Below are 24,247 nucleotides of genomic sequence, written 5' to 3' on the forward strand. Positions count from 1 at the left end.
CTCTCCGCCGGGACAGTGCTGTCACATGGAGACCAGGACGGGCCGGGTGCATTGTCATTGACCGGGTGAAAATTTCCGTGCCCCTCTTGCATCGGAGCGGGATAAGGTCAAATCTCGGTTTCGCGAAAGCCTGTTAACCCTCTTGGGCAAGGAGGCCTTACATGACCGAGACCGCTGCCGAAACGTCGCTGCGCACCTTCCTTAAACCCTATACCGCCAAGAGCGACCTGCGCGGCGCGCTGTCCCTTGCGGGCACGCTGGCGGTCTATGCGGGCGCGCTGATCCTCGGGGCGCACTGGGCCGGGCAGGGGGTGGCACTGGCGGCGCTGCCGATGATCGTGATTCTGGCCTTTGCGTCGGTGCGGCTCTATGTGTTGCAGCATGATTGCGGGCATCTGTCGCTCTTTGCAACGCGCTGGCCGAACGAGGCGGCGGGCCATGTGCTGTCGGTCTTTTCGCTGACACCGTTCCGGGTCATGCAATACAATCACAACCAGCATCACGCCTATCTGGGCAATCTCGACCACCGCGAAACCACCGAGGTCTATACCATGACCCTGCGGGAATGGCAGTCAGCGCCGTGGCTCAGACGGCTGTGGTACCGGACCTATCGCAATCCGGCGGTGATGCTGTCGCTGGGCGGGATCTATACCTATTTCATCGCCTATCGCTGGCCGCGCAACACGCTGAAGGTGGGGGTGGCGGGCGTGATCGTCCACAACCTGATGCTGGCGGGATATCTCTGGCTGGTCTGGGTCATGCTGGGCATGCCGGGTCTGATCGTGCTGGGCGCAAGCGCGGTCATCGCGGGGGTGATCGGTGTCTTTCTGGTCTATCTCCAGCACAATTTCGAAGAGACCTACTGGGATCGCAAACCCGATCTGGATTTCCGCAAGGCGACGCTGGTGGGCTCAAGCTCGCTTGATTTGGGGTGGCTGTGGGATCTGGGCACGGGCAATATCGCCTATCACGACCTGCATCATTACAATCCCGGCATCCCCTCCTACAACCTGCGCCGCTGCCAGAACGACTTGCCCGAGGCGCTGAAATCGCATGACGTGATCCGCTGGCCCGAGGCGATCCGCAGTTTCCGGCTCAAGCTCTGGGATGAAGATACCGGGCGGCTGGTGCCGTTCCCCACGGAAGAGTCTGCGCACGCGGTGACGGCCCGGTAGGGGGGCTGTCCGCCCCCCGTCGCCGCGATGCGGTGCCTTCCCCCGAGGGTATTTGTGCCGAGAAGAAGCCTCGATCAGCCCAGCGTGCCGTCCGCCTGCAACATCGTCCTGCCGCCGAGATAGGGATGCAGCGCGTCGGGCAGGCGGACCGACCCGTCGGCCTGCTGGCCGTTTTCCAGCACCGCAATCAGACAGCGGCCGACGGCGAGGCCCGAACCGTTGAGCGTATGCACGAACTGCGGCTTGCCGCCGCCTTCGGGCCTGAACCGGGCATTCATCCTGCGCGCCTGAAAATCACCGCAGACCGAGACCGAGCTGATCTCGCGATAGGTGTTCTGTCCCGGCAGCCAGACCTCGATGTCATGCGTACGCCGCGCGCCAAAGCCCATGTCGCCGGTGCAGAGCACGACGGTGCGATAAGGCAGGCCAAGCCGCTCAAGGATACCTTCGGCGCAGGCGGTCATCCGGTCCAGCTCGGCGCGGCTGTGATCCGGGTGGGTGATCGAGACCATTTCCACCTTTTCGAACTGGTGCTGGCGCAGCATCCCGGCGGTGTCGCGCCCCGCTGAACCGGCCTCGGAGCGGAAACACTGGGTATGGGCGACCATGCGGCGGGGCAGGCTGGCCTCGTCCACGGTCTCGTCATGCACCACGTTGGTCAGCGTCACCTCGGCGGTGGGCACCAGCCACCAGCCATTGGTGGTCTCATAGCTGTCCTCGCCGAATTTCGGCAACTGCCCGGTGCCCAGCATCATTTCGGGGCGCACCAGAACCGGCGTCCATGTCTCGGTCAGGCCGTTTTCCTCGATATGGGTATCGAGCATGAATTGCGCCAGCGCGCGGTGCAGGCGTGCCACAGCGCCGCGCAGCACGACAAACCGCGCACCCGACAGTTTGGCCGCCAGTTCGAAATCCATCCCCGGCAGAACGCCCGCGATCTCGTAATGCTCGCGCGGCGTGAAATCAAACACGCGCGGCGTGCCCCAGCGGTGCAGTTCGACATTCTGGGTCTCATCCGCACCATCGGGCGTGTCGTCATGGGGCAGGTTGGGGATTTCCATGAGAGCTTGCGTCAGCCGCAGATCAGCCTCCTTTGCCTGCCTCTCATTTTCCGCAACAAGATCCTTCTTATTAGCCACCGCGCTTCGAAGCTGTTCGAAAAGTTCTTCATTTCCCTCAGCCTTAGCCTTTCCGACGGCTTTGGCGGCAACATTAGCTTCAGCTTGGAACTTTTCCGCAGCATGGATCGCCAAACGGCGCTCGCTATCCAAAGCCAACAGATATTCCGAGACCGGTCCCAGCCCGCGCCGCGCGAGGGCGGCATCAAAGGCGGCGGGGTCTTCACGGATCGCGCGGATGTCGTGCATGGGTCTGGTCCTCGGGTCATTCGGTGAATCGGTTGCGCGGCGTTATGCACCAGAAACCGGCCTTGCGCCATGCTTTCGCGCCTTGCAAATAGGCCCCGCCCCGCCTAGGTTCCGCAACAATTCGCGGGCGGTCGTCCGCCCCACACCAAGAGGACATATCTAAATGGAATCCTTCGGCCAGTTCATCCCGCTCATCCTGATCTTTGCGATCATGTATTTCCTGCTCATCCGCCCACAGCAGAAAAAACTCAAGGAACACAAGGCCATGGTCGGGGCGCTGCGCCGTGGCGATCAGGTGGTGACCCAGGGTGGGCTGATCGGCAAGGTCGCCAAGGTCAAGGATGACAACGAGATCGAGGTGGAACTGGCCGAGGGCGTCAAGGTGCGGGTGGTGCGCTCGACCATCGCGCAGGTCCTGTCCAAGACGGAACCGGCCGAAAGCTGAGATCGGATTTTCAGCCCAGGCAACTGAAAAGGCAGGGTTATGCTGCAAATCGCCTTGTGGAAACGTATGTGCATCTGGGGCCTTGTCGCAGCCGGCCTGATGCTGGCTATGCCCAATGCGTTCTATAGCCGGGTCGAGACCCGTAACGACGCCGCCGCCGCCGTCGAGGCCGGAGCGGATCCCGCCGCCCTGCAGGACGATCTGTCGCTCTGGCCAGGCTGGCTTCCGTCGGGGTTGGTCAATCTGGGTCTTGATCTGCGCGGTGGTGCGCATCTGCTGGCCGAGGTGCAGGTTGCCGATGTCTATCAGGCGCGGGTCGAGGGGATGTGGCCCGAGGTGCGTGACCTTCTGCGCGAGGAACGCGACCGTGTAGGTCCGATCCGCCTGCAGACCACGGAAGCACCGGAGTTGCGTGTGCGACTGGTCGAGCGCCCCGAAATGGTGAGCGAGGCGGCAAGCCTCGTGCGCGGTCTGGCGCGCCCGACATTCGATGTGCTGACAGGCATCGGCGGCAGCGACATCGAGGTCACGACCGAAGGCGCCGATATCGTCGTGCGCCTGAGCGAGGCCGAGCAGCGCGCCACCGACGATCGCACCGTGCAGCAGGCGCTGGAAATCATCCGCCGCCGGATCGACGAGGTCGGTACGCGCGAGCCCACCATCCAGCGGCAGGGCGCGGACCGCATTCTCATTCAGGTGCCCGGCATAGGCAGCGCGGCGGAACTCAAGGATCTGATCGGCACCACCGCGCAACTGACCTTTCAGCCGGTGATCGGGCGCTCAAGCGATGCAGACGAACGGCCCGGACCCGGCAACGAGGTGTTGCCCTCGATTGACGAACCGGGAGTGTACTACATTCTCGAAAAGGCGCCGGTGGTGACCGGCGAGGAACTTGTCGATGCGCAGCCCGATTTCGACCAGAACGGTCGGCCGGCGGTGTCATTCCGTTTCAACCCGACGGGTGCGCGCAAGTTCGGCGATTACACCGCGCAGAACATCGGCAACCCGTTCGCCATCGTGCTGGACGGCGAGGTGATCAGCGCGCCGGTAATCCAGAGCTACATCCCCGGCGGGTCCGGCATCATCACCGGCAATTTCAACATCGAGGAAAGCACGAATCTCGCTGTGCTGCTGCGCGCCGGGGCCTTGCCTGCGGGGCTGGAGTTTCTCGAAGAGCGCACGGTCGGGCCCGAACTGGGCGCGGACAGTATCGAGGCGGGCAAGATCGCCTCGCTTGTGGCCTTCGTGCTGGTGCTGCTCTACATGTCTCTCAGTTACGGCATATTCGGGATATTCGCCAATATTGCGCTCATCATCAATGTGGCGCTGATTTTCGGGCTGCTGAGTGTAATCGGCGCGACGCTGACGTTGCCGGGGATCGCCGGGATCGTGCTGACCATCGGCATGGCGGTGGACGCCAATGTGCTGGTTTTCGAGCGCATTCGCGAAGAGGTGAAATCGGCGCGCGGCCCGGCGCGGGCGATCGAACTGGGCTATGAAAAGGCGTTGAGCGCCATCGTGGACGCCAATATCACCACCTTCATGACGGCGCTCATTCTCTATGCCATGGGGTCCGGGCCCGTGCGGGGTTTTGCCATCACGCTGGGGCTGGGGATCATGACCTCGGTTTTCACCGCACTTTTCGTCACGCGCCTGATTGCGGTGATCTGGTTCGAACGCCGCCGCCCCGGCACCGTGCTCCAGGGGCGTTCGCTGCGGTTGGTTCCGGAAACCACCAGTTGGGATTTTTTCAGCCGGTGGAAACTCTGGCTGGGGATTTCGGGTGTGATGATCCTAGTGGCGCTTGGCTCTTTCGGGGTGCAGGGGCTGAATTTCGGTATTGATTTCAAGGGTGGCACCACGATCCGCACCCAGAGCGCCGAGCCGGTGGATATCGGCAGCTATCGCAGCGCGATCAGTGATCTCGGCCTTGGCGATGTCAGCATCACCGAGGTGTTCGATCCGACCTTCGGCCCGGACGAGAACGTGGCGATGGTCCGTATCCAGGCGCAGGACGAGGCCGAGGCGGTAACCCCGCAGGTGATTGCCCAGGTCGAGGCCGCGCTGCAGCAGGTGGTGCCCGATATCAACTTCACCTCTGTCGAGAGCGTTGGACCCAAGGTCTCGGGAGAGCTGATCCAGACCGCGATCATCGCCGTTATTCTCGCGATTGGCGCGGTGCTGGTCTATATCTGGATGCGCTTCGAATGGCAGTTCGCCGTGGGCGCCGTGGTGGCGCTGGTGCATGACGTGGCATTGACCATCGGGGTATTCTCGGAATTGCAGATCCAGTTCGATCTGGCGATCATCGCGGCGCTTCTGACCATCGTGGGTTATTCGCTGAACGATACGGTGGTGGTGTTCGACCGGGTCCGCGAGAACCTGCGCAAATACAAGCAAAAGCCACTGCGCGAGGTGCTGAACCTGTCGATCAACGAAACGCTGAGCCGCACGATGATGACCTCGGCCACCACTCTTCTTGCACTTGTGGTGCTATACTTCCTCGGCGGCGACGTGATCCGGGGCTTTGTCTTTGCGATGATCTGGGGTGTCGTTGTGGGCACCTATTCGTCGATCTTCGTGGCCAGTACCGTTCTGATGTGGCTGGGGGTCAAACGTGACTGGTCCAAGCCGGACGCCACCACGGGCAATCAATTCGCCAATGTAGATGCCTGAGATGCTGACATCGGTCTGGGCGACGCCCGGACTGGTCTGGCTGATGCTGACGATTGGCGTGGCGGGGATCGTGCGCGGCTTTACCGGTTTCGGCACGGCGCTGGTCTTTGTGCCGGTGGCGGGGATTTTCCTGGCCCCGCAGGTGGTCGTGGGCGTGATCACCCTCACAGGCATCGCCAGCACCTCGGCGCTTTTGCCAAGGGCCTGGGGACAGGCGGACCGGGCTGAGGTGGCAGTGCTCGCGCTGGCGGCGTTGGTGACGGTGCCGCTGGGCCTGTGGCTGATGGCGCGGCTCGATCCGGTGACGATCCGCTGGATCGTGGCCTGCGTCGCGGCGCTGACGCTTGGCGCGCTGGTGGCGGGGTGGCGGTTCTCGGGGATCGTGAGCCGCCCGATGCTGATCGTGATCGGGGCGGTGGCGGGCGTGATTGGCGGGCTGACCGGGCTGACCGGGCCGGTGGTGATCCTGTTCTACCTTGCGGGTCAGTCGGCGGCCCAGTCGGTGCGCGCCAACACGATCCTGTTTCTGGCGGCGCTCGACGTGGTGATCGTCGCCAACCTGCTGTTGCGGGGTGCGGTGGACTGGCGGATTTTCCTGCTCGCGCTGGCGCTTGCGGTGCCCTATTTCATCACCTCTCTGATCGGGCAATCGCTGTTTGACCCGCGTCACGAGCGGATTTATCGTTGGGCGGCCTATAGCGTGATCGCGCTGGCAGTGCTGAGCGGCCTGCCGATCTGGACCTGAGGAGCGCCCCCATGCGCATGACCGAAATCAGCTTTGGCGGGGCCACGCCGATCGACGGCTACGGGCCGGGGTTCTTTCGCGTGGCGGGGCAGGTGCTGGAGGGGGCGATCTGCGTCACCCTGACCGGGGCCAGAGGTTGGGGCGGATATGAGGATGCCGCAACGCTGCTGGCGCTGGTCGGAGAGGTCGACGTGATCTTCATCGGTACGGGGGCAGAGATGACGCATATCCCGCGCGATCTGCGCGCGCGGCTGGAGGATGCTGGCCTCGGCGTCGAGACGATGAATTCACCCGCCGCCTGCCGCACCTACAACGTGCTCCTGTCCGAAGGGCGGCGGGTCGCGGCGGCGTTGCTGCCGGTGTGACGATGCGCGCGGCGATCACGCTTTTCGCAGCCCGCGCATTGGGCTAAGCAGGGCGCATGATCCTGAACGTCACCGATCTGACCATTGCGCGCGGCGGCATCCCGGTGCTGGAAGATTTGACGTTTTCATTGGCGCAGGGGCAGGTTCTGGTGCTGCGCGGCCCGAACGGCAGCGGCAAGACCACGTTGCTGCGCACGATCGCGGGATTGCAGCCGCCGGTGTCGGGGCGAGTGGAAGTGCAGCCCGAAAGCCTAGTCTATGCCGGTCACGCCGACGGGATCAAGGCGACGCTGACCGTTGCCGAGAACCTGAACTTCTGGGCGCAGGTATTCGGAAACGCTGACATATCCCATGCGCTCGCGGCGTTCGAACTCGGTGCGTTCGCGGACCGGCCCGCAGGCGCGCTCTCGGCCGGGCAGAAGCGGCGGCTGGGGCTGGCGCGGCTTTTGGTGACGGGGCGCGTGGTCTGGGTGCTGGACGAGCCGACGGTATCGCTCGACGCGCATGCCGTGGCAATGTTTGCGATGGCAGTGCGCACCCATGTGGCAGGTGGGGGCGTGGCGCTGATCGCCACGCATATCGACCTGGGCCTGGACGAGGCCCGCGTGCTGGATGTCGGATACTACCGGGCACGAGCCCTGGCCGTGGATGATTTCGACGGGGCCTTTCTGTGAGAGCGCTGCTGATCCGCGATATCCGGCTGGCGGTGCGGGCGGGCGGCGGCTTTGGCCTCGGGCTGTCGTTCTTTCTGATCGTGGTCGTGTTGGTGCCGTTCGGTGTGGGACCGCAGAACGCGCTGCTGGCCCGGATTGCACCCGGTATCCTGTGGCTGGGGGCGCTCCTGGCCTGCCTGCTGTCGCTGGACCGAATCTTCGCACTCGACTGGGAGGATGGCAGTCTCGACCTTCTGGCCACCTCGCCCCTGCCGATGGAGGGGATCGTGAGCATCAAGGCGCTTGCCCATTGGCTGACCACGGGCCTGCCGCTGGTGCTGGCGGCGCCGCTGTTCGGCGTGCTGCTGAACCTGCCGGAGGCGGGCTACAAGTGGTTGATTCTCTCGCTCCTTCTGGGCACTCCGGCGCTCAGCGTCATCGGCGCATTCGGTGCGGCACTGACCGTAGGGCTGAAACGCGGCGGGCTGCTGCTCAGCCTGCTTGTGCTGCCGCTCTATGTGCCTACATTGATTTTCGGGGCCGAAGTGGCGCGGCGCGGTGCCGAAGGGTTGCAGGTGGCGACACCGCTACTGATGCTGGCCGGGATCACCTGCGGCGCCATGGCACTTTTGCCTTTTGCCTCGGCTGCGGTATTGAGGGTCAATCTGCGATGATCACAGGACAGACCGGAGAGACGAAGGCATGAGTTCGATCTGGGAATACGCCAACCCCAAGAAATTCATCGAGACCACGGACCGCATCCTGCCCGCTCTGGCGGTACTGACGGGGGTGGCGCTGTTGCTGGGGCTGATCTGGGGGTTTTTCCTGACACCGGACGATTTCCGGCAGGGATCGACGGTCAAGATCGTTTTCCTGCATGTCCCGAGCGCGCTCATGGCCATCAACGCCTGGCTGATGATGCTGGTCGCCTCGCTGATCTGGATCGTGCGGCGGCATCATGTCAGCGCGCTGGCGGCGCGGGCGGCGGCCCCCGTGGGCCTGGTGATGACAATGATCGCGCTTTTGACCGGGGCGATCTGGGGACAGCCGATGTGGGGCACCTGGTGGGCCTGGGACCCGCGCCTCACGAGTTTTTTAATCCTGTTTCTGTTCTATCTCGGCTATATCGCGCTTTGGGCCGCGATCGAGAATGACGACACGGCGGCGGACCTGACCGCCATCCTGTGCCTTGTCGGATCGGTGTTCGCGCTGCTCAGCCGCTATGCGGTCAATTTCTGGAATCAGGGACTGCATCAGGGGGCGTCGCTGTCGGTGAAGTCGGGCGAGAGGATGGACATGACCTACAAGCTGCCACTCTACGTCTGCATGGCGGGATTTGTCCTGCTGTTCGTGGTGCTGGTCCTGATCCGGACGGGTACGGAAATCCGCGCGCGACGGATGCGGGTGCTGCTGGCGCGCGAGAGGATGGGGGCATGATGCCGGATCTGGGAAAATACGCCGAGGCGGTCCTGTCCTCCTACGCGCTGTCGATCATGCTGATCGCCGGTCTTGTCGCGGTCAGCCTGATCCGCGCAAGGCGCGTGAGAAAAGAACTTCAAGGTATTGAAAGAAAGGCAAAGACCAATGGCTAGACTGTCACCTCTGATGCTGGCGCCGCTGGTGATCTTTGCCGGATTCGCAGGGCTGGCCTTTGTCGGGCTGCAACGCGAGGATCCCGAGGGGTTACCCTCGGCTCTGGCAGGCAGGCAGGCGCCAGCCGTGACGCTGACCTCGCTGGGCAATGAGCCGCTGTTTTCCGACAACGACCTGCGCGACGGTGAGGTCAAGCTGGTCAACTACTGGGCAAGCTGGTGCGCGCCCTGCCGGGTCGAGCATCCCAATCTCGAACAACTCGCCAGGGACGGGGTGACGATCTACGGGGTGAACTACAAGGACACCCCCGGCAACGCCATCGGCTTTCTCGAAGAGCTGGGCAATCCCTATGCCGGAGTTGGGGCGGACGCACAGGGACGCATGGCACTGAACTGGGGCCTCTACGGGGTGCCCGAGACCTATGTCATTGACGGCGAAGGCAACATCGTCCTGCGCTTCGCCGGTCCGGTCACGCAAAGGGTGATGGAAAACACGATCCTGCCGGCCATCGAAGCCGCACGGTGAGGGTACGAGATTGGCTCCGGCGGTAGGGATCGAACCTACGACCAATTGATTAACAGTCAACTGCTCTACCGCTGAGCTACGCCGGAACTTGGGGCCGTATAGCAATCCGGTCTGGCGAGGTCCAGAGGCTTTATGACAAAAATTCAGCGCTCGCCCCGCTGCTCTGGGGCCAGCATGAAACGGCCGTCGGCGCGCAGGTCTACCTCGGGCGCGGCGCGGGATTTCTGCACGAGATCGACGAGGTGAGCGAGCACGTTGCGTCCCGCCGCGGGCAGCAGGGCTGCGGGTGTGTCGGTGTAGATGCGCGCGGCGATCTGGGCGGCGGTCAGCGGGCCTTGGTCGAGCGCCTGCAGGATCGCGGCCTCGCGTGCGCGGCGATGCGCGACCAGCCAGTCGAGGCGCGCAGCGGGATCGGCAATCGGCGCGCCGTGGCCGGGCAGGTGCCGTGCCGCCCCCAGGCCCCGTACCCGCGCGCAGGAGGCCATGAACTGGGTCAGGTCGCCGTCTGGAGGCGAGACCAGAGAACTGGCCCAGCCCATCACCAGGTCGCCGGTCAGCACCGCATCTCCGGTGGTAAAACACATGTGATTGCCAAAATGCCCTGGCGTCCAGTGGGCGGTGATCCGCCAGCCGTCGCCGCGGATCGTCTCGCCGTCGCAGAGCACCAGATCGGGGATGAACTGTGCGTCCACCCCTTCGCCGCCGCCCATCAGTCCGGTCTCCGCCAGGCTCTGCATCACCGGGCTGCGCCCGTCCCCGGCATCGCCATAGGCAAGAACCGGCGCGCCGGTTTCGGCCGACAGTGCCCGGGCCAGCGGCGAGTGGTCGAGATGCGCGTGGGTGACGAGGATATGGCTGACGCTCTGGCCGGGTCCAAGCGCGCGCAGGATCGCGTTCAGGTGATCCGGATCGTCGGGGCCGGGGTCGATCACCGCGATCCGCCGGTCGCCAAGGAGATAGGTGTTGGTGCCCCAGAACGTCATCGCCGAGGGATTGGGCGCCAGCACGCGGCGCAGGCCTCCGCCCAGATCCTGTGCCACACCTACGGGTGGTATTTCGCCCTGATCCAGTTGCATGGCTCTTCCTTCCCGATGCGCACGGGGATAGGTTTAGCCATGTCGTTCCGTTGGCTCAAATCCTATATGCCCCGCAGTCTGTATGGCCGGGCCACGCTGATCCTGCTGCTGCCGGTGATCACGCTCCTGCTGGTTGTCTCGGTGGTGTTCATCCAGCGGCATTTCGCGGGCGTCACGCAGCAGATGGTGCATACCATGACCCGCGAGATTCGCCTTGTGCTGGACGAGGGGCCAGAATCGTCCTCGGCGCGGATACTCGGAATCGACATCCGCGAGGTGCCCGCCGCCGGGATTCCGGGGACCGATTCGCGGCTTTGGTACGATTTCTCCGGGATCGTGGTGGTCCGCGAATTAAGAGCGGCGCTGCCCACCCTGCAAAGCATCCGGCTGGCGGATGATAATGTCGTGCAGCTGTTTTTCCGGCAGGACGGGCAGGGGATCGCGATGGTGTTCGATCGGCGACGGGTCTCCGCGCGCCAGCCGCATCAACTCCTGGTCAACATGGTGGTGTTCGGCGTGCTGATGACCTTGGTCTCCTATCTCTATCTGCGCAATCAGTTGCGCCCGATCACGCGGCTGGCGCAGGCGGCAGAGGCGTTCGGGCGAGGGCGCAACGTGCCCTACCGGCCTGCCGGCGCGGTCGAGGTGCGCGCGGCGGGCACCGCCTTTGTCGACATGCGGGAGCGGATCGAGCGGCAGATCGAACAGCGCACGCTGATGCTGTCGGGGGTAAGCCATGATCTGCGCACGCCGCTGACACGGCTCCGGCTGGGGCTTGCGATGATCGACGAGACCGATGCCCGCCCGATGCTGCGCGATATCGAGGACATGGAGCGGCTGCTGGACGGTTTTCTCGATTTCGCGCGGGGCGCGCGGGCTGTCGAGGCCGAACCGGCGGATCCGATCGCGCTGGTGCGGCAGGTGGTCGAGGATGCGCGCCGCGCGCAGGTGAATGTCACGCTGGTCCACGCCAGCGGCGAAGACCGGATCAACCTGCGCGCCGACAGTATCCGGCGCGCCGTCGAGAACCTGATCAACAATGCCGTGCGCTACGGAACGCGGGCCGAGGTGTCGGTGGTGCTGACGCCCGGCGCGCTGACGATCCGGGTCGAGGATGACGGGCCGGGCATCGCGCCCGAGGATCGCGACGAGGCTGTCAGACCCTTTACCCGGCTCGATCCCGCGCGCAACCAGAATCGCGCCACGGGGGTGGGGCTGGGGTTGTCGATCGTTAGCGATGCGGTACGCGCGCATGGCGGGTTGCTGCATCTGGGCGTCAGCCCGCGACTGGGGGGGCTGTGCGCGGAAATCGTGATCGCGCGGTGACGGCTGCCGGCGCGTCAGCCCGCGCGCCGTTCCTCGAAACTGAGCGCGATAAAGCTGGGCAGGTGATCGCCCATGCCGACGACCTTGCCGCCACCGTGATCGCTGCGTCCGCGCGCGGAGTGTCCTCCGCCCTGCCGCGCGCCCAGTGGCTCCGCTTTGCCGGAGTCGTTCGCCGGGGGGGCGCTGGCGGTGGTCGCCACAACGGGCGCTTTTGCGGATTCAGGTTCTGGCCGGGGTTCACCGCCTTTGTTGCGGCTGTAGGACCGCTGGGGTCTGGCAGGTTTTCCGGCGGGCGACGCATCGGCGTCGTCGGTTGTCGGCACGGTCGGACCCATCGGGTTTTCGACCCGTGGAATGGGTTTCTGGATCAGCGCCTCGATCGCGGCCAGATTCTTTTCGTCGCGCGGATTGCAGATCATCAGCGTCTTGCCGCTGCGCCCGGCGCGACCCGTGCGACCGATCCGGTGAACGTAATCCTCGGGATGGCCCGGCACGTCGTAGTTGAACACATGGCTGACGGCGGGCACGTCAAGACCGCGCGCAGCGACATCGGAGGCGATGAGAAACCGCAGGCTGCCCGCGCGGAACCCGTCCAGCGTGCGGGTGCGCTGGCTCTGGTCCAGATCGCCGTGAATGGGGGCCGCGTCATAGCCGTGCTTGGCGAGCGATTTTGCCACCACATCCACGTCGACCTTGCGGTTGCAAAAGACGATGGCATTGGTGCATTTGTCACCCTCACCGTCGATCAGCGCGCGCAGCAGCGCACGTTTCTCGGTCTCGGCCTTTTCGCGCCGCGAGGGTTTGAACATCACCACGCCCTGTTCGATCGTCTCGGACGCGGTCGCCTGACGCGCCACCTCGATCCGTTCGGGCGCCGACAGGAAGGTATTGGTGATCCGCTCGATCTCGGGCGCCATCGTGGCCGAAAAGAACAGGGTCTGCCGGGTGAAGGGGGTGAGGTTGAAAATCCGCTCTATATCGGGGATAAAGCCCATGTCGAGCATCCGGTCGGCCTCGTCCACGACCATGATCTGCACGCCGGTCAACAGCAGCTTGCCGCGTTCGAAATGATCCAGCAACCGGCCCGGAGTGGCGATCAGCACGTCGACGCCCTTGTCGATCAGCTTGTCCTGTTCCTTGAACGACACGCCGCCGATCAGGAGCGCCTTGGTCAGTTTGAGATGTTTCGAATAGGTATCGAAGTTTTCCGCCACCTGCGCGGCCAACTCGCGCGTGGGGCAAAGAACCAGGCTGCGCGGCATCCGCGCCCGCGCCCGGCCACGCGCCAGCAGCGACAGCATCGGCAGCGTGAAGCTGGCGGTCTTGCCGGTGCCGGTCTGGGCGATGCCCAGCACGTCGCGCCCGGCAAGGGCGGCTGGGATGGCACCGGCCTGGATGGGGGTGGGGGTTTCGTAGCCTGCGTCTTCAACGGCCTTGAGAACCTTGGGATTCAGATTCAGATCAGAAAATTTGGTCATGGGTATCCGTGGTTTACGGACACAATCCTGGCCCGTACATCTGTCGCCGGGTCGGACCCCTCCTGGGCCTGTGGTTCTCCACATGGATGACCCGCTGGGCTGCGTGTATCGCAAGAGCAGGGTCGGGTCAATGCGGGCCGGGATTTCGCGGGATTGCGACCGAATCGGCACCGTGATTTGTGTCTGGTCGTGGACAATCGTACAGAATACGGAAACAGTTACCCGAACTGCGGGAAGTGGCGCGCACGTTTCGCGTCGAGGTCGAGCGAGATCGCATGAAGATGACCATGCGCTGCCAGCCTGGCGCGCAGGGCAGGGGTCGCGGTGCAGACCTCGTCGAAGAACCGGCGCAGCGCGGCCTCGCCGCCCTCGTCCTCCAGCCCGAGAAACAGCGCGTGCATGTTCAGCCCTGCGCCGCCCGACAGCGGCGCGGGTCTGAGACCCTCGCGATAGGATCCCTCCTGCAGGCGAAACCCGTAGGCGGCGCGCCATTGTTCCCAATCCGTCGCATGCAGGTGGCAGAGCACGGTATCGGTCAGGTCGGCGGGTGCGTCATCGCGCACACCGTCGCGGAATGCATTGTGAATCCGCAGGCTGATCCCGGCGCGCCCTGTGCGGACCATGACCTTGCCGGCCACATGGCTGACGAAACCACCGTTCAGATGCGGGCCAAAGGCCGGATAGATCGCATCGGTTTCCGCGCGGCGGCGCTCGGGATCTATGGCGCAGGATTTGAACCATTGCGCGCCGGGCGGCGGCGGATCGGCGGGATCGGGGGCCAGCCCCTCGACCGGGCGGATACGCGCGCTCAGCGTGGATGCGGGCAGGGTGGCAAGCTGTTCAGCCAGCGGGTGCGCGGGCCACAGGAATTCATCCGCGTCGATATGGGCCAGCCAGTCGACCTCGGGGCGCTGGTTGAGGCAATGCGTGGCATTGGCCGACTGGCGCGGCTGATGCGCTGCGGGGCGTCCCTTGCGGCGGCGACGCCAATAGGCGTCATCGCAGAGGATCACCCGGCATTCGGGATGCGCGCGCAACGCCGCCTCGGCCTCTGGATTGGGCGCGTCAAGGTAGACATGCACCCGATGCGCGCCCAGATCGAGATGATGGGCGGCGAAGTTGAGGATGTCTCGGGCCGGGGCCTTGATCGTGGCCACCACGCCCCATGTGGGGTTTCTGCTCATGCGCGCAGAATGCGCAGGCCGCACGGCGGGGGCAAGGGGGCAGGTGTGTTCGTTGCCTGACGCGATGTACCCGGCGACCGTATCGAGTCCAATGGTGACATCATTCGGCATCGCGGCGAATGGTGGTAATCGACTTTCCAACATCAACAGCGCGACGCCTCCATCCCAACGAGGTTTACGTGCCGTATTGCTTGCTTAGCTTCTTAAGGTCTGAATCATCTACGGGACGGGTTCTAAGGCTTTGTGCGAAACGTAAAACATACCCGTCTGGGTCCAAGATCATGTACTGGCGCCGGGTATCCATGCAGTCGGTCTTCCAGATATCCGCATCGTAGATAGCCAGGAGTGGCTTTGCACCGCGAGCCAAGACCGCCTCGTACATTCTGTCGACATCAGGAACCATGAATTGAAAGTTGATCCCTCGCCCGTAGGGATAGGCCATCTGCTCCGGCAGCCACGGCACCCAGTTTCCATCCAATCGCCAGTGAGCAATCATAATTTGTGCGCCATGGAGAGTCAGATAAGCATGAGGATCGCTCCCCCTACGCTGAGCGATCTCAAAGCCAAGAACGCCGGTGTAAAACTCTACCGAAACTTCAAAGTCCGAACACCACAACTCTGGTACTAGCGAGTTGATTTCAAGTGTCATCCTGTCCTCCAAACAGCTCTCAGCTTTCTTGTGGCACCTCAAGCAAGGTCGAGGTCAAGAAGAAACTGGACTGAGGACGGAAGCAGACATCTACTCCTTTGATGCGAGCGGCAGGAAAGTCCGCATTGCCGACTTTCACTCACTCATCCGTGGCAATCGGACTGGGTCAGCGGGACGCGGGAACGATTTGTCAGGCGGCGGAGGGTGGCGGCTCAGTCGAACTTGCGCGAGGGCGCCAGAACCGTGGCCTCGCCGATCAGCACCTTCTTGCCATTGACCAGACAGCGGCAATCCAGTTGCACCCGGCGTTTGCCGTGGTCGATACCGATCACCTCGACCTCGGCCTCGACCATGTCGCCGGGGCGCACGGGGGCGAGGAATTTCAGCGTCTGGCCCATGTAGACCGTGCCGTGACCGGGAAGCTGCTCGCCGATCACCGCAGAGATCAGCCCGGCGGTCAGCATGCCATGCGCGATGCGCCCCTCGAAGATCGTGTCGCGCGCGTAATCGTCGTCCAGATGCACCGGGTTGCGGTCGGTCGAGACCTCGGCGAACATCTCGATATCGCGGTCGGTCACGACTTTGCGCAGGTGGCGCGTCATGCCCATCTCGATATCCTCGATGCAGATCGTGCCGCGTGGCATATTGTCCAACATTCGCCCCTCCGGGTGGTTTGTCGCGTAATTTTACGGCGTCAGAAAGATAAAAGTTGGAATTTTATTACTTTGCGGATGCAGAAAAATCAAGCCCTTTCTGTCAGCGCAGAAACCCTATGGCAAATGTCGGAGATGATTTTTCCTTTTCGAGATAAGCGTTTAAAGCGTCTGGGTCGGGCTGGTGCGACGTTTTGGTTTCCTGCAGGGCAAGACCACCCGAAATGTAAAGAGAATCGATATCCTCGCCCGTCGCCCCGCTGATATCGGTATGCACTCCGTCGCCGATGGCCAGTATCCGGGAATTCTCGACATCCCGTCCTAGGCTGGCCAGCCTGCGCCGCGCCAGATCATAGATCGGCGGATGCGGCTTGCCGAAATAGAGGCTCTCGCCGCCCATCTCGGTATAGAGCCGCGCCAGCGCCCCCGCGCACCATTCCCGAATCTCGCCGCGATCCACCACGATATCGGGATTGGCGCAGAGCAGCTTCAGCCCCTTCTGCTTGGCATAAAGAAACTGCGGGTGCATCTCCGACGGCTCTGCCAGCGGGTCGAAAGGCCCGGTACAGACGATGCCTTCGGCCTCTTCAAGCGGCACGCGGCGGATGTCCACCGGGGTTTCGATCACCTGCATCGGTTCGAAAAACAGCTCTTCATGCGGTTGCCCGACGAACCAGACCCTTTCGCCCACGGCGCCACGGAACATCGCGGCGCGCGCGCTGTCGCCAGATGTGGCAATAGTGTCCCAAGCGTCCCTTGGCACGCCGAAATGTCCCAGCTGACGCTCCACATCGCTGCGCGGGCGCGGTGAATTTGTGACCAGAACCACCGCACCGCCCTGCGCGCGATAGGCCTGCAACGCCGCCACCGCCGCCGGATAGGCGCGCACCCCGTCATGCACGCAGCCCCAGAGATCGACAAAGAGCGCGTCATAATGCGCGGCGATTTCGGACAGGGATGTGATGATGCGGGTCATGCGGAGCTCCGGCGTGCTGGGATTTTGCGCAGATATGGCAGGCGGCGCAAGGTTTGGCCAGCCACCCGATCTTCGGAAGCAGGCACCGCCGGTCACTCCTTGTGCGGACGCACGATATGATAGTCGCCACTCAGATAGGTCAGCGGCTTTTCCCCTGCGATGGTCAGCCGCGCCACGGTGCCGATGCAGATCGCGTGACTGCCATGTATCATCCGCTCGGTGAGCGCGCAGGAAAACGCCGTGGCGCGCGGCAGGATCGGCCCCATCTCATCGCGGATTGCCCCAAGCGAGGTGAAGCGCGCGGCAGGGTCGTCGGGCGATGGCATCGCAAAGGCGCGTGCGATGCCGACCGCGTCCTCGGACAGCACATTGACGCAAAAGCTGCGATTCTCCGCCACGCTGCGGGCGATGCGGCTGTCCGAGCGCAGGCAGACAAGAACCGAGGGCGGATCGGCGGTCAGCGAGGTAAAGGCGCTGACCGTGGCTCCGGCCAGACCCGCCGGCCCGTCGGTGGTGACAACCGTGACGGTAGCCGCGACCTGTCGCATCGCCGCAAGAAATGCCGCGCGTCCGACGCTCATCGGCATGGTCTCTGGCGGCAATATGTCACCTCTGTCACTCCTGTTCGGGCGGGTCTGCCCCGTGCCCGCCGGATGTAGCGCCTGGGCACCGGGCTTTCAAATCTTTCGTCGGGATTTAGCTAAATCTCTCAGGCATGTCCCGCGTCGGAGGACAGCATCAGCGCCGAAATGCCCAGCTGCGCCAGCGCGGCCTCCCATTTGTCGGGATCGGGGGCGGTAAAGACGAGGTCGGGATCGGCATCCGCCGTCAGCCAGCCGTTCTGCCCCAGTTCGGATTCAAGCTGGCCTGGTCCCCATCCGGCATAGCCCAGCGCCAGGAGCGCGTTGCCGGGGCCGCGCCCTTCGGCCATGTCCTCGAGGATGTCGAGCGTGGCAGTCATGGCAAAATCGCTGTTCACATCCAGCGTCGAGATGGCGGAATGATAGCCGTAATCATGCAGTACGAAGCCGCGACCGTGCTCGACCGGCCCGCCGAAATGCACCGGCAGGTCGCGCGTGTCCGGGGTGACCGTGATCGACAGCTGCGTCAGCAGATCGCGCAGCCGCAGGTCCTGCGTCGGCTTGTTGACGATGAACCCCATTGCCCCTTCGGCCGAATGCGCGCAAATGAACACAACCGCATTGGCAAAGCGCGGATCGCCCATCCCCGGCATGGCGATCAGCAATTTTCCGGTGAGGTTCATGGCCTGCGGTGGCGGCGATCTTTCATCTGTCATGCTTCAAGAATGGGCATCCCGTGCGGGACACGCAAGGTACCTCGACGACCCGTGACACTTTTTCTCGCTCGAAAGTGAGTTGGCTTTTTCATCGGAATACGCCATTTGACGGATATGTTTGCAAGAACCCTGACCCCGCTTGTCGCCGCTCTGGCGCTCCTGACCGCCGCCGTCCCGGCGCGCGCCGACATCAATATGGTAGAGGTCGGTATCCTGCCCGGCTGGCGGCTGGCGGATGGCACCTACATGGCGGCTCTGAAATTTTCACTTGAGGACGGGTGGAAAACCTATTGGCGCGCGCCGGGCGAGGCGGGAATTCCGCCATTGTTCGACTGGAGCGGATCGCACAATCTGGCCGACGTGGCGGTGGAATGGCCGACGCCGCAGCAGACCGTGACCAACGGGATGCGCACCATCGGATACGAACACGATCTGGTTCTGCCGGTGCGTCTGACGCCGGTTCGTCCCGATCAGCCAATTCTGCTCGATGTAGATATCGAGATCGGGGTCTGCAGCGATGTCTGCGTGCCGGTGACAGTCGATGTGGCGCAGGAGCTGCCGCTGAACCAGGGCAGGCCCGATCCGCAGATCGCCGCGGCGCTCGCTGCCCGCCCCTACACGGCGGCCGAGGCGGGGGTTGGCCGCGTCGTCTGCCGCATGGTTCCGATCGAGGGCGGCATGCGACTGCTGGCAGAGGTGGACATGCCGGTGATGGGCCGGGGTGAACTGGTGGTGGTGGAAACCGACAATCCGGGCCTCTGGGTGGCGCAGGCCGAAAGCAGCCGCAGCGGCAACCGCCTGAGCGCCGAGACAGAGATCTACCATGTCGAGGGGCGCGGGTTCATGCTCAACCGCGCGGGTTTGCGGCTGACGATCCTGAGCAGCGGCGACGCGGTGGATATTCGGGGTTGTCCGGCGGCGTGACGGTCTCAGACCGTCTTGGGCCGCAGCGGGCGGCCATCGGGTAGTGCGATATTCGCAACCTGTTCGGAAATCGGATCGTTGACCAGGGGATGCGTCTGCGTCCTGAAATCCGCAGGATCGCGCACCTTCTGCCACCTGTTGCCGACATAGGCCTCCAGCCCGGCATAGGCGGCCTTGTAATCCATTTTCGGACTGCCCGGAACCCAATAGCCGAGATAGACATAAGGCAGGTCGTTCTCGCGCGCGATGTCGATATGGTCGAGGATCACGTATTTGCCCAGCGAGGCGCGGGGCTGATCCGGATCATAGAAGGAATAGACCATGCTGACGCCATCGTCGAAGATATCGGTCAGGCAGACCGCCGCAAGGTCGCCGGTTTCGGAATCGGTATATTCCACGACCCGCGTGCGAATCGGGGTTTCCTCGACCATCGCGGCGAATTCGAACGTGTCCATGTCGGCCATGCCGCCGGTGGCGTGACGGCTCGCCAGATAGCGACGAAACAGGCTGTACTGCTCCTCGGTCGCCCAGGGCGAGGTGGCGCGGCGGCGCAGATGCGCGTTGCGCCTGATCGTGCGCCGCTGGCTTTTCGAGGGCGAGAATTCGGCCACGTTGATCCGCGCCGACAGGCACGCCGCGCAATCGGCACAGGACGGTCGGTAAAGTACGTTCTGCGACCGGCGAAAGCCCTGTTTGGACAGCCCGTCATTCAGCCGCTGCGCGCCTTCGCCCTGCAGGGCGGTAAACAGCTTGCGCTCCATCCGGCCCGGCAGATAGGGGCAGGGCTGCGGTGCCGTCACGTAGAATTGGGGCGCGATGGGAAGAGTGTGCCGCATCAGAATTTCCGCGTTATTCCCCGCGACGATAACAACGATGTGAGCGTCCGCCAAGGGCCTTGTCACGCCCCGGTTACATTGCGGCGCGGCGGTTGATCGCGACGCTGCCCAGCACCAGATCGCTCAGCCCCTGCGCGCGCGGACCCGTCAGCATCAACACGACAGATATGACCTGCAGGATCGGCAGGGCAAAGGATATCGTCAACCCCAGCGTATGCGCAAATGCCAGCCCCAGATCGAACCGTGCGCCGCTGGCCGAGCGAAATTCGATCGCGGTCAGACGCATCCCCCATGTCGCCGAGGAGCGTGCGATGGTAACCACGCGATAGGCAAACCCGACCACCATCATCAGCACAGGAAAGAACAGCAGTCCGGTAAAGGCCGTGAACGGCACGATCGCGAGGCAGATCACCACAATCACCAGGGTGTCCACGACAAAGGCGATCAGCCGCTTGGTCGGCACGTCGGCATAGAATTCCGGCTGCGTGTCAGGGTCGGGCAGATGCCATGTGATATCGGTCATGGGGCCTTGGATAATTGTGTCGTTGCCTTGTCAAGATCGGGGGCCGAGGGCTGATTTGCAAGGGATCAGGCGGTGAACTCTGCCAGCGCCGCGCCGGAGATTCGCAGCAATGTCTCCGGGTCGATGCCGAACAGATGCCGTGGCGTGCCCGCCGCCGCCCAGACCCTGTCAAAGTTTAGCAGATGTGGATCGAAATAGGCGCGCGGCGGCGTCAGATGCCCGACCGGGGCCACGCCGCCGATGGCAAATCCGGTCTGCGCCCGGATCAGCGCCGCATCCGCCTTGCCCAAGGCCTCGCCCGCCACTGTGCTGGCGCGCGCGGCATCGACGCGGTTCGCGCCCGAGGTGACAAAGAGGATCGCCGCGCCGCTGCTCTCGCCGCGAAAGATGATCGACTTGGCGATCTGCGCGACCTCGCAGCCCAGCAGATCCGCCGCCATCTGCGCGGTCGTGGCGTTACCGGTCTCGACCGGCGGGCAGCCGATCCCGGCGGTTTGCAGGGCCAGGGTCACGCGACGCAGGCTTTTGCTCATGATCATCCCTCGGTTTTTGCAGGGTATTCCAGATCTTTCGGCCATTGACCAGACCCGCGCGCCTTGTATCACTGATGCCATGAGCTTTGCCAGTCGCCTGACCCGCCTGCCGCGCCCGCACGATTCCACCGAGGGGGAAGAGGCGCGCGCGACCTTGCCCGGCCTGGCATCGGACCTCGGCGATCTGCTGGCGGGTGCCGCCGGGTGCAGCCCCTTTCTCAAATCGCTGATCCTGCAGGAGGCGGGTTGGCTCGGTCCCGCGCTGGATGCGCCCGAGGCGGCGCTCGGGACATTGTTTGCCGGGTTGCGCGAGGTGCCCGACGACGGGTTGGCGGTGGCGCTGCGCGAGGGCAAGCGGCGGGTGGCGCTGCTCGTCGCGCTGGCCGATCTGGGCGGCGTCTGGCGGCTGGAGGACGTGACCGGCCACCTCACGGATTATGCCGATCTGGCCTGCGACCTGGCGCTCAGGTCGACCATCGGCGCGGAAATCCGGCGCGGCAAACTGCCCGGCATGACCGAGGCGGATATCCCCGCTGCGGGCGGTATGGTGGTGCTGGCCATGGGCAAGATGGGCGCGCGCGAGCTGAATTACAGCTCTGACATCGACCTCATCTGCCTCTTCGACGAGACCCGTTTCGAGCGCGCCGATTTCCATGATGCGCGCGCCGCCTTCGTGCGCGCGACCCGCAGGATGTCGGTCCTGCTCAATGATCGCACCGCCGAGGGCTACGTGTTCCGCACCGACCTGCGCCTGCGCCCCGATCCCAGCGTCACGCCGGTTTGCATGGCGATGGCGGCGGCGGAAACCTATTACGAGAGCCTGGGGCGAACCTGGGAACGCGCCGCCTATATCAAGGCACGCCCCTGTGCGGGCGATCTCGAGGGCGGCGCGCGGTTTCTGAGGCTGCTCAAGCCCTTTGTCTGGCGCAAGCACCTGGATTTCGCGGCGATCGAGGATGCCCATAACATGCGTCTGGCGATCCGCGAGCACAAGGGGCTGGGCGGCGCGCTCTGCCTTGAGGGGCACGACATGAAGCTGGGGCGCGGCGGCATCCGCGAGATCGAGTTTTTTACCCAGACCCGGCAGTTGATCGCGGGCGGACGCGACGCCGATCTGCGCGTGCGCGGCACGGTCGAGGGGCTGGCGCGGCTGGCGGAAAAGGGCTGGGTGCCGCAGGATGCGGCCGCCGCGCTTACCGATCACTACCGCGCGCATCGCGAGATCGAGCACCGGCTTCAGATGTTGCGCGACGCGCAGACCCACCGTTTGCCCAACTCGACCGAAGAGTTCGACCGCCTCGCCGCCTTCATGGGGCGCCAGACCGTCGATCTGCGCGACGATCTGCGCGCGCGGCTCACGGCGGTGCATGACCTGATCGAGGGGTTCTTTACCCCCGGCGAGATCGCCGCGACGGACGAGGCGGCCAAGGCGCTGGACAGTGAGGTGATGGCCCGCTGGCCCAGCTATCCGGCGCTGCGCTCGGGCCGGGCGGTGCAGATATTCAAGCGGCTCAAGCCGGACATCCTGGCGCGGCTTGCGCGCACGGCGAACCCGAACGAGGCGCTGGTGGCCTTCGACGGGTTCATTGCCGGTCTGCCCGCCGGGGTGCAGGTTTTTTCGCTCTTCGAGGCCAACCCGCAGCTGATCGACCTGCTGGTCGATATCGTCGGCACCGCGCCCGCACTGGCGCAGTATCTGGCGCGCAATGCGGGCGTGTTCGATGCGGTGATCGCCGGGGATTTCTTTGCGCCCTGGCCCGGACGTACGGCGCTCGAATCCGCCTTGCAGGCGCAACTGGCGGCGGAGAGCGATTACGAACGCGCCCTCGACGCCGCCCGCCGCTGGCTCAAGGAATGGCACTTCCGGATTGGAGTGCATCACCTGCGCGGCCTCATCGACGCCAACAGGGCCGCCCGGCAATATGCGGATCTGGCGGGGGCCGTGATCGGCGCAGTCTGGCCGCTGGTGGTGGCGCAGTTCGCGGAAAAGCATGGGGTCCCGCCGGGCCGGGGGGCGGTGGTCGTGGGCATGGGTTCGCTCGGCGCGGAACGGCTCAACGCTGCCTCCGATCTCGACCTCATCGTGATCTACGACGCGCAGGGCGAGGATGCCTCTGACGGGCGCCGTCCACTGGCGGCGCGGCCCTATTACGCGCGGCTGACGCAGGCGATGATCACCGCGCTGACCGCGCCCATGGCCGAGGGGCGGCTATATGAGGTGGACATGCGCCTGCGCCCTTCGGGCAATCAGGGGCCGGTCGCGACGTCCTGGCAATCCTTTCAGGACTATCAGCAGACCGAAGCCTGGGTCTGGGAGCATCTGGCGCTGACACGGGCGCGGGTGATCACCGGCGAGCCCGGTCTGGCGCAGGATGTCGAGGCATTCCGCGCCCGGCTGATCGCCGGGAAAGGCGCGCCGGATCAGGTGCTCAAGGAGCTGGCCGAGATGCGGACGCGCATCGCACGGGCCAAATCCCCGGATGGCCCGTGGGATGTCAGGCTGGGTCCCGGCCGGTTGCTGGAACTGGAACTGATCGCGCAGGCAGGCAACCTGATGGCCGGGCAGTCGGCGCGCGATGTCGCCGCAGGCTTTGCCGGCGGTGTCGCAATCGGCTGGCTGAGTGACGCCGATGGCGCAGCGCTGGCTCGCGCCTATGCGCTTTGCTGGCAGGTGCAGATGGTGGCGCGGCTGATCACCGACAAACCGCTCGATCCATTGCGGATCGGCGAGGGGGGGGCGGCATTCCTGATGCGCGAGACAGGACAAAAGGATCTGGAGATGCTGCAAGAGGCGTTGTCGGCTGCCTGTGCCGACGCGGCGGCGGTGATTGACGCGGCGCTGGTCCGTCCGCCGGCGGAGGGCGGGGCATGAAGCGCGATCCGCTGGATCCCAAGCAGTTGATCTGCGAATCCTATCGCATCGAGGGGATTGGCCCCGGCGAGTGCCGTTCGATCTTTCTCGACTGGGCCCTGTCGCTGCCGGAGGGACAGGATGTGCAGGCGGCGCTGGCGGCCCTTGTGGCACGCTACGAACCCTCGCATCCCGATCACCCGATGACGCAGGTGCTGCGTGATGGCAGAGGCGCTTCCACGGCTCCGCGCCGCCGGGGCGGCTGGCGCAGCCGACCGCGCCAAAGCTGACGTTAAGTAAACGCACATCCTTGTGATTTGAGTTGAACCGTCCTGTGCGGGCAATAGTGGCGTCGATAAGCGCCTCTTCGCAACAATACCGCGCATGCACGGCGCTA

26 protein-coding genes and 1 tRNA gene are annotated in these 24,247 nt (G+C 64.5%); 14 read left to right on the forward strand and 13 right to left on the reverse strand.

The window, feature by feature from the left end; all coding sequences use genetic code 11:
• Window positions 1–161: 161 nt before the first annotated feature.
• The gene (locus tag BSG08_RS02625) at window positions 162–1,175 is read left to right on the forward strand and encodes a fatty acid desaturase (RefSeq protein ID WP_093031510.1); all 1,014 of its coding nucleotides are present in this window, start codon (window positions 162–164) and stop codon (window positions 1,173–1,175) included.
• 74 nt (window positions 1,176–1,249) lie between these two features.
• On the opposite strand, the gene serS is transcribed toward BSG08_RS02625, so the two are convergent.
• Window positions 1,250–2,542: a serine--tRNA ligase gene (gene serS / locus BSG08_RS02630; RefSeq protein WP_093031513.1), complete on the reverse strand. Its 1,293-nt coding sequence runs from the start codon at window positions 2,540–2,542 to the stop codon at window positions 1,250–1,252.
• 163 nt (window positions 2,543–2,705) lie between these two features.
• On the opposite strand from serS, the gene yajC reads away from it, so the two are divergent.
• From yajC to BSG08_RS02675, 9 genes are read left to right on the forward strand one after another with little or no spacing between them, the layout of a single operon-like run.
• The gene (gene yajC, locus BSG08_RS02635; RefSeq protein WP_093031516.1) at window positions 2,706–2,987 is read left to right on the forward strand and encodes a preprotein translocase subunit YajC; all 282 of its coding nucleotides are present in this window, start codon (window positions 2,706–2,708) and stop codon (window positions 2,985–2,987) included.
• Between the two features lie 39 nt (window positions 2,988–3,026).
• Window positions 3,027–5,663 carry a protein translocase subunit SecD gene (gene secD, locus BSG08_RS02640; protein ID WP_093031519.1) on the forward strand — a complete coding sequence of 879 codons (2,637 nt, stop codon included), beginning with the start codon at window positions 3,027–3,029 and terminating at the stop codon, window positions 5,661–5,663.
• On the forward strand, window positions 5,656–6,408 hold the full coding sequence (locus BSG08_RS02645; protein ID WP_093031522.1) for a sulfite exporter TauE/SafE family protein: 753 nt from the start codon (window positions 5,656–5,658) through the stop codon (window positions 6,406–6,408). The genes secD and BSG08_RS02645 overlap by 8 nt, the downstream gene beginning before the upstream one ends.
• 11 nt (window positions 6,409–6,419) lie before the next feature.
• Window positions 6,420–6,773: an Mth938-like domain-containing protein gene (locus tag BSG08_RS02650; RefSeq protein ID WP_093031525.1), complete on the forward strand. Its 354-nt coding sequence runs from the start codon at window positions 6,420–6,422 to the stop codon at window positions 6,771–6,773.
• Window positions 6,774–6,829: 56 nt separating this feature from the next.
• Window positions 6,830–7,447, forward strand: a complete 618-nt coding sequence (ccmA, locus tag BSG08_RS02655; protein WP_093031528.1) for a heme ABC exporter ATP-binding protein CcmA — start codon at window positions 6,830–6,832, stop codon at window positions 7,445–7,447.
• Window positions 7,444–8,100 carry a heme exporter protein CcmB gene (gene ccmB, locus BSG08_RS02660; RefSeq protein ID WP_093031532.1) on the forward strand — a complete coding sequence of 219 codons (657 nt, stop codon included), beginning with the start codon at window positions 7,444–7,446 and terminating at the stop codon, window positions 8,098–8,100. Before ccmA ends, ccmB begins: the two co-directional genes overlap by 4 nt.
• 28 nt (window positions 8,101–8,128) lie before the next feature.
• Window positions 8,129–8,863, forward strand: a complete 735-nt coding sequence (locus tag BSG08_RS02665; protein ID WP_093031535.1) for a heme ABC transporter permease — start codon at window positions 8,129–8,131, stop codon at window positions 8,861–8,863.
• Window positions 8,860–9,018, forward strand: coding sequence for a heme exporter protein CcmD (ccmD, locus tag BSG08_RS02670; protein ID WP_093031538.1), 159 nt, complete (start codon window positions 8,860–8,862; stop codon window positions 9,016–9,018). Before BSG08_RS02665 ends, ccmD begins: the two co-directional genes overlap by 4 nt.
• Window positions 9,011–9,544, forward strand: coding sequence for a DsbE family thiol:disulfide interchange protein (locus BSG08_RS02675; RefSeq protein WP_093031541.1), 534 nt, complete (start codon window positions 9,011–9,013; stop codon window positions 9,542–9,544). The genes ccmD and BSG08_RS02675 overlap by 8 nt, the downstream gene beginning before the upstream one ends.
• Window positions 9,545–9,555: 11 nt before the next feature.
• Here BSG08_RS02675 and BSG08_RS02680 read toward each other — a convergent pair.
• Both BSG08_RS02680 and BSG08_RS02685 read right to left on the reverse strand, forming a co-directional pair.
• A tRNA-Asn gene (locus BSG08_RS02680) sits at window positions 9,556–9,630 on the reverse strand.
• A 57-nt stretch (window positions 9,631–9,687) separates the two neighbouring features.
• Window positions 9,688–10,620: an MBL fold metallo-hydrolase gene (locus BSG08_RS02685; RefSeq protein WP_093031544.1), complete on the reverse strand. Its 933-nt coding sequence runs from the start codon at window positions 10,618–10,620 to the stop codon at window positions 9,688–9,690.
• 39 nt (window positions 10,621–10,659) lie between these two features.
• On the opposite strand from BSG08_RS02685, the gene BSG08_RS02690 reads away from it, so the two are divergent.
• A complete protein-coding gene (locus tag BSG08_RS02690; protein ID WP_093031547.1) occupies window positions 10,660–11,946 on the forward strand; it encodes an ATP-binding protein in 1,287 nt (428 codons plus the stop codon).
• A gap of 14 nt (window positions 11,947–11,960) precedes the next feature.
• Here BSG08_RS02690 and BSG08_RS02695 read toward each other — a convergent pair whose 3' ends face one another.
• The 7 genes from BSG08_RS02695 to BSG08_RS02725 form a co-directional block, all read right to left on the reverse strand.
• Window positions 11,961–13,424 (reverse strand): DEAD/DEAH box helicase, encoded by a 1,464-nt coding sequence (locus tag BSG08_RS02695; RefSeq protein ID WP_093031550.1) that lies wholly within the window; start codon window positions 13,422–13,424, stop codon window positions 11,961–11,963.
• Between the two features lie 218 nt (window positions 13,425–13,642).
• Window positions 13,643–14,608 carry a glycosyltransferase family 2 protein gene (locus tag BSG08_RS02700; RefSeq protein ID WP_093031986.1) on the reverse strand — a complete coding sequence of 322 codons (966 nt, stop codon included), beginning with the start codon at window positions 14,606–14,608 and terminating at the stop codon, window positions 13,643–13,645.
• A gap of 175 nt (window positions 14,609–14,783) precedes the next feature.
• Window positions 14,784–15,257 (reverse strand): VOC family protein, encoded by a 474-nt coding sequence (locus tag BSG08_RS02705; protein ID WP_093031553.1) that lies wholly within the window; start codon window positions 15,255–15,257, stop codon window positions 14,784–14,786.
• Window positions 15,258–15,469: 212 nt separating this feature from the next.
• Window positions 15,470–15,913: a MaoC family dehydratase gene (locus BSG08_RS02710; protein ID WP_093031557.1), complete on the reverse strand. Its 444-nt coding sequence runs from the start codon at window positions 15,911–15,913 to the stop codon at window positions 15,470–15,472.
• A 100-nt stretch (window positions 15,914–16,013) separates the two neighbouring features.
• Window positions 16,014–16,886, reverse strand: a complete 873-nt coding sequence (locus BSG08_RS02715; RefSeq protein ID WP_093031560.1) for a TIGR01459 family HAD-type hydrolase — start codon at window positions 16,884–16,886, stop codon at window positions 16,014–16,016.
• A gap of 92 nt (window positions 16,887–16,978) precedes the next feature.
• Window positions 16,979–17,467, reverse strand: coding sequence for a flavin reductase family protein (locus tag BSG08_RS02720; RefSeq protein WP_245770577.1), 489 nt, complete (start codon window positions 17,465–17,467; stop codon window positions 16,979–16,981).
• A 128-nt stretch (window positions 17,468–17,595) separates the two neighbouring features.
• Window positions 17,596–18,183 (reverse strand): YqgE/AlgH family protein, encoded by a 588-nt coding sequence (locus tag BSG08_RS02725; RefSeq protein WP_245770578.1) that lies wholly within the window; start codon window positions 18,181–18,183, stop codon window positions 17,596–17,598.
• 114 nt (window positions 18,184–18,297) lie between these two features.
• Between BSG08_RS02725 and BSG08_RS02730 the strand changes: the two genes are divergently transcribed.
• Window positions 18,298–19,107: a protein-disulfide reductase DsbD domain-containing protein gene (locus BSG08_RS02730; protein ID WP_093031569.1), complete on the forward strand. Its 810-nt coding sequence runs from the start codon at window positions 18,298–18,300 to the stop codon at window positions 19,105–19,107.
• Window positions 19,108–19,112: 5 nt separating this feature from the next.
• Here BSG08_RS02730 and BSG08_RS02735 read toward each other — a convergent pair whose 3' ends face one another.
• The 3 genes from BSG08_RS02735 to BSG08_RS02745 form a co-directional block, all read right to left on the reverse strand.
• The gene (locus BSG08_RS02735; protein WP_093031572.1) at window positions 19,113–19,943 is read right to left on the reverse strand and encodes an arginyltransferase; all 831 of its coding nucleotides are present in this window, start codon (window positions 19,941–19,943) and stop codon (window positions 19,113–19,115) included.
• A 73-nt stretch (window positions 19,944–20,016) separates the two neighbouring features.
• On the reverse strand, window positions 20,017–20,466 hold the full coding sequence (locus BSG08_RS02740) for an RDD family protein (RefSeq protein ID WP_093031575.1): 450 nt from the start codon (window positions 20,464–20,466) through the stop codon (window positions 20,017–20,019).
• A 65-nt stretch (window positions 20,467–20,531) separates the two neighbouring features.
• Entirely contained in the window at window positions 20,532–20,999 is a 468-nt protein-coding gene (locus BSG08_RS02745) for a YbaK/EbsC family protein (protein WP_093031989.1), read from the reverse strand.
• 79 nt (window positions 21,000–21,078) lie between these two features.
• Here BSG08_RS02745 and BSG08_RS02750 point away from each other — a divergent pair, with 79 nt between their 5' ends.
• The gene (locus tag BSG08_RS02750; RefSeq protein ID WP_093031578.1) at window positions 21,079–23,871 is read left to right on the forward strand and encodes a bifunctional [glutamate--ammonia ligase]-adenylyl-L-tyrosine phosphorylase/[glutamate--ammonia-ligase] adenylyltransferase; all 2,793 of its coding nucleotides are present in this window, start codon (window positions 21,079–21,081) and stop codon (window positions 23,869–23,871) included.
• Complete coding sequence (locus BSG08_RS02755; RefSeq protein WP_093031581.1) at window positions 23,868–24,140, forward strand: hypothetical protein; 273 nt, start codon at window positions 23,868–23,870, stop codon at window positions 24,138–24,140. Before BSG08_RS02750 ends, BSG08_RS02755 begins: the two co-directional genes overlap by 4 nt.
• Window positions 24,141–24,247: the final 107 nt, after the last annotated feature.

This window comes from Roseovarius azorensis, assembly GCF_900109455.1.
GTDB lineage: Bacteria > Pseudomonadota > Alphaproteobacteria > Rhodobacterales > Rhodobacteraceae > Roseovarius > Roseovarius azorensis.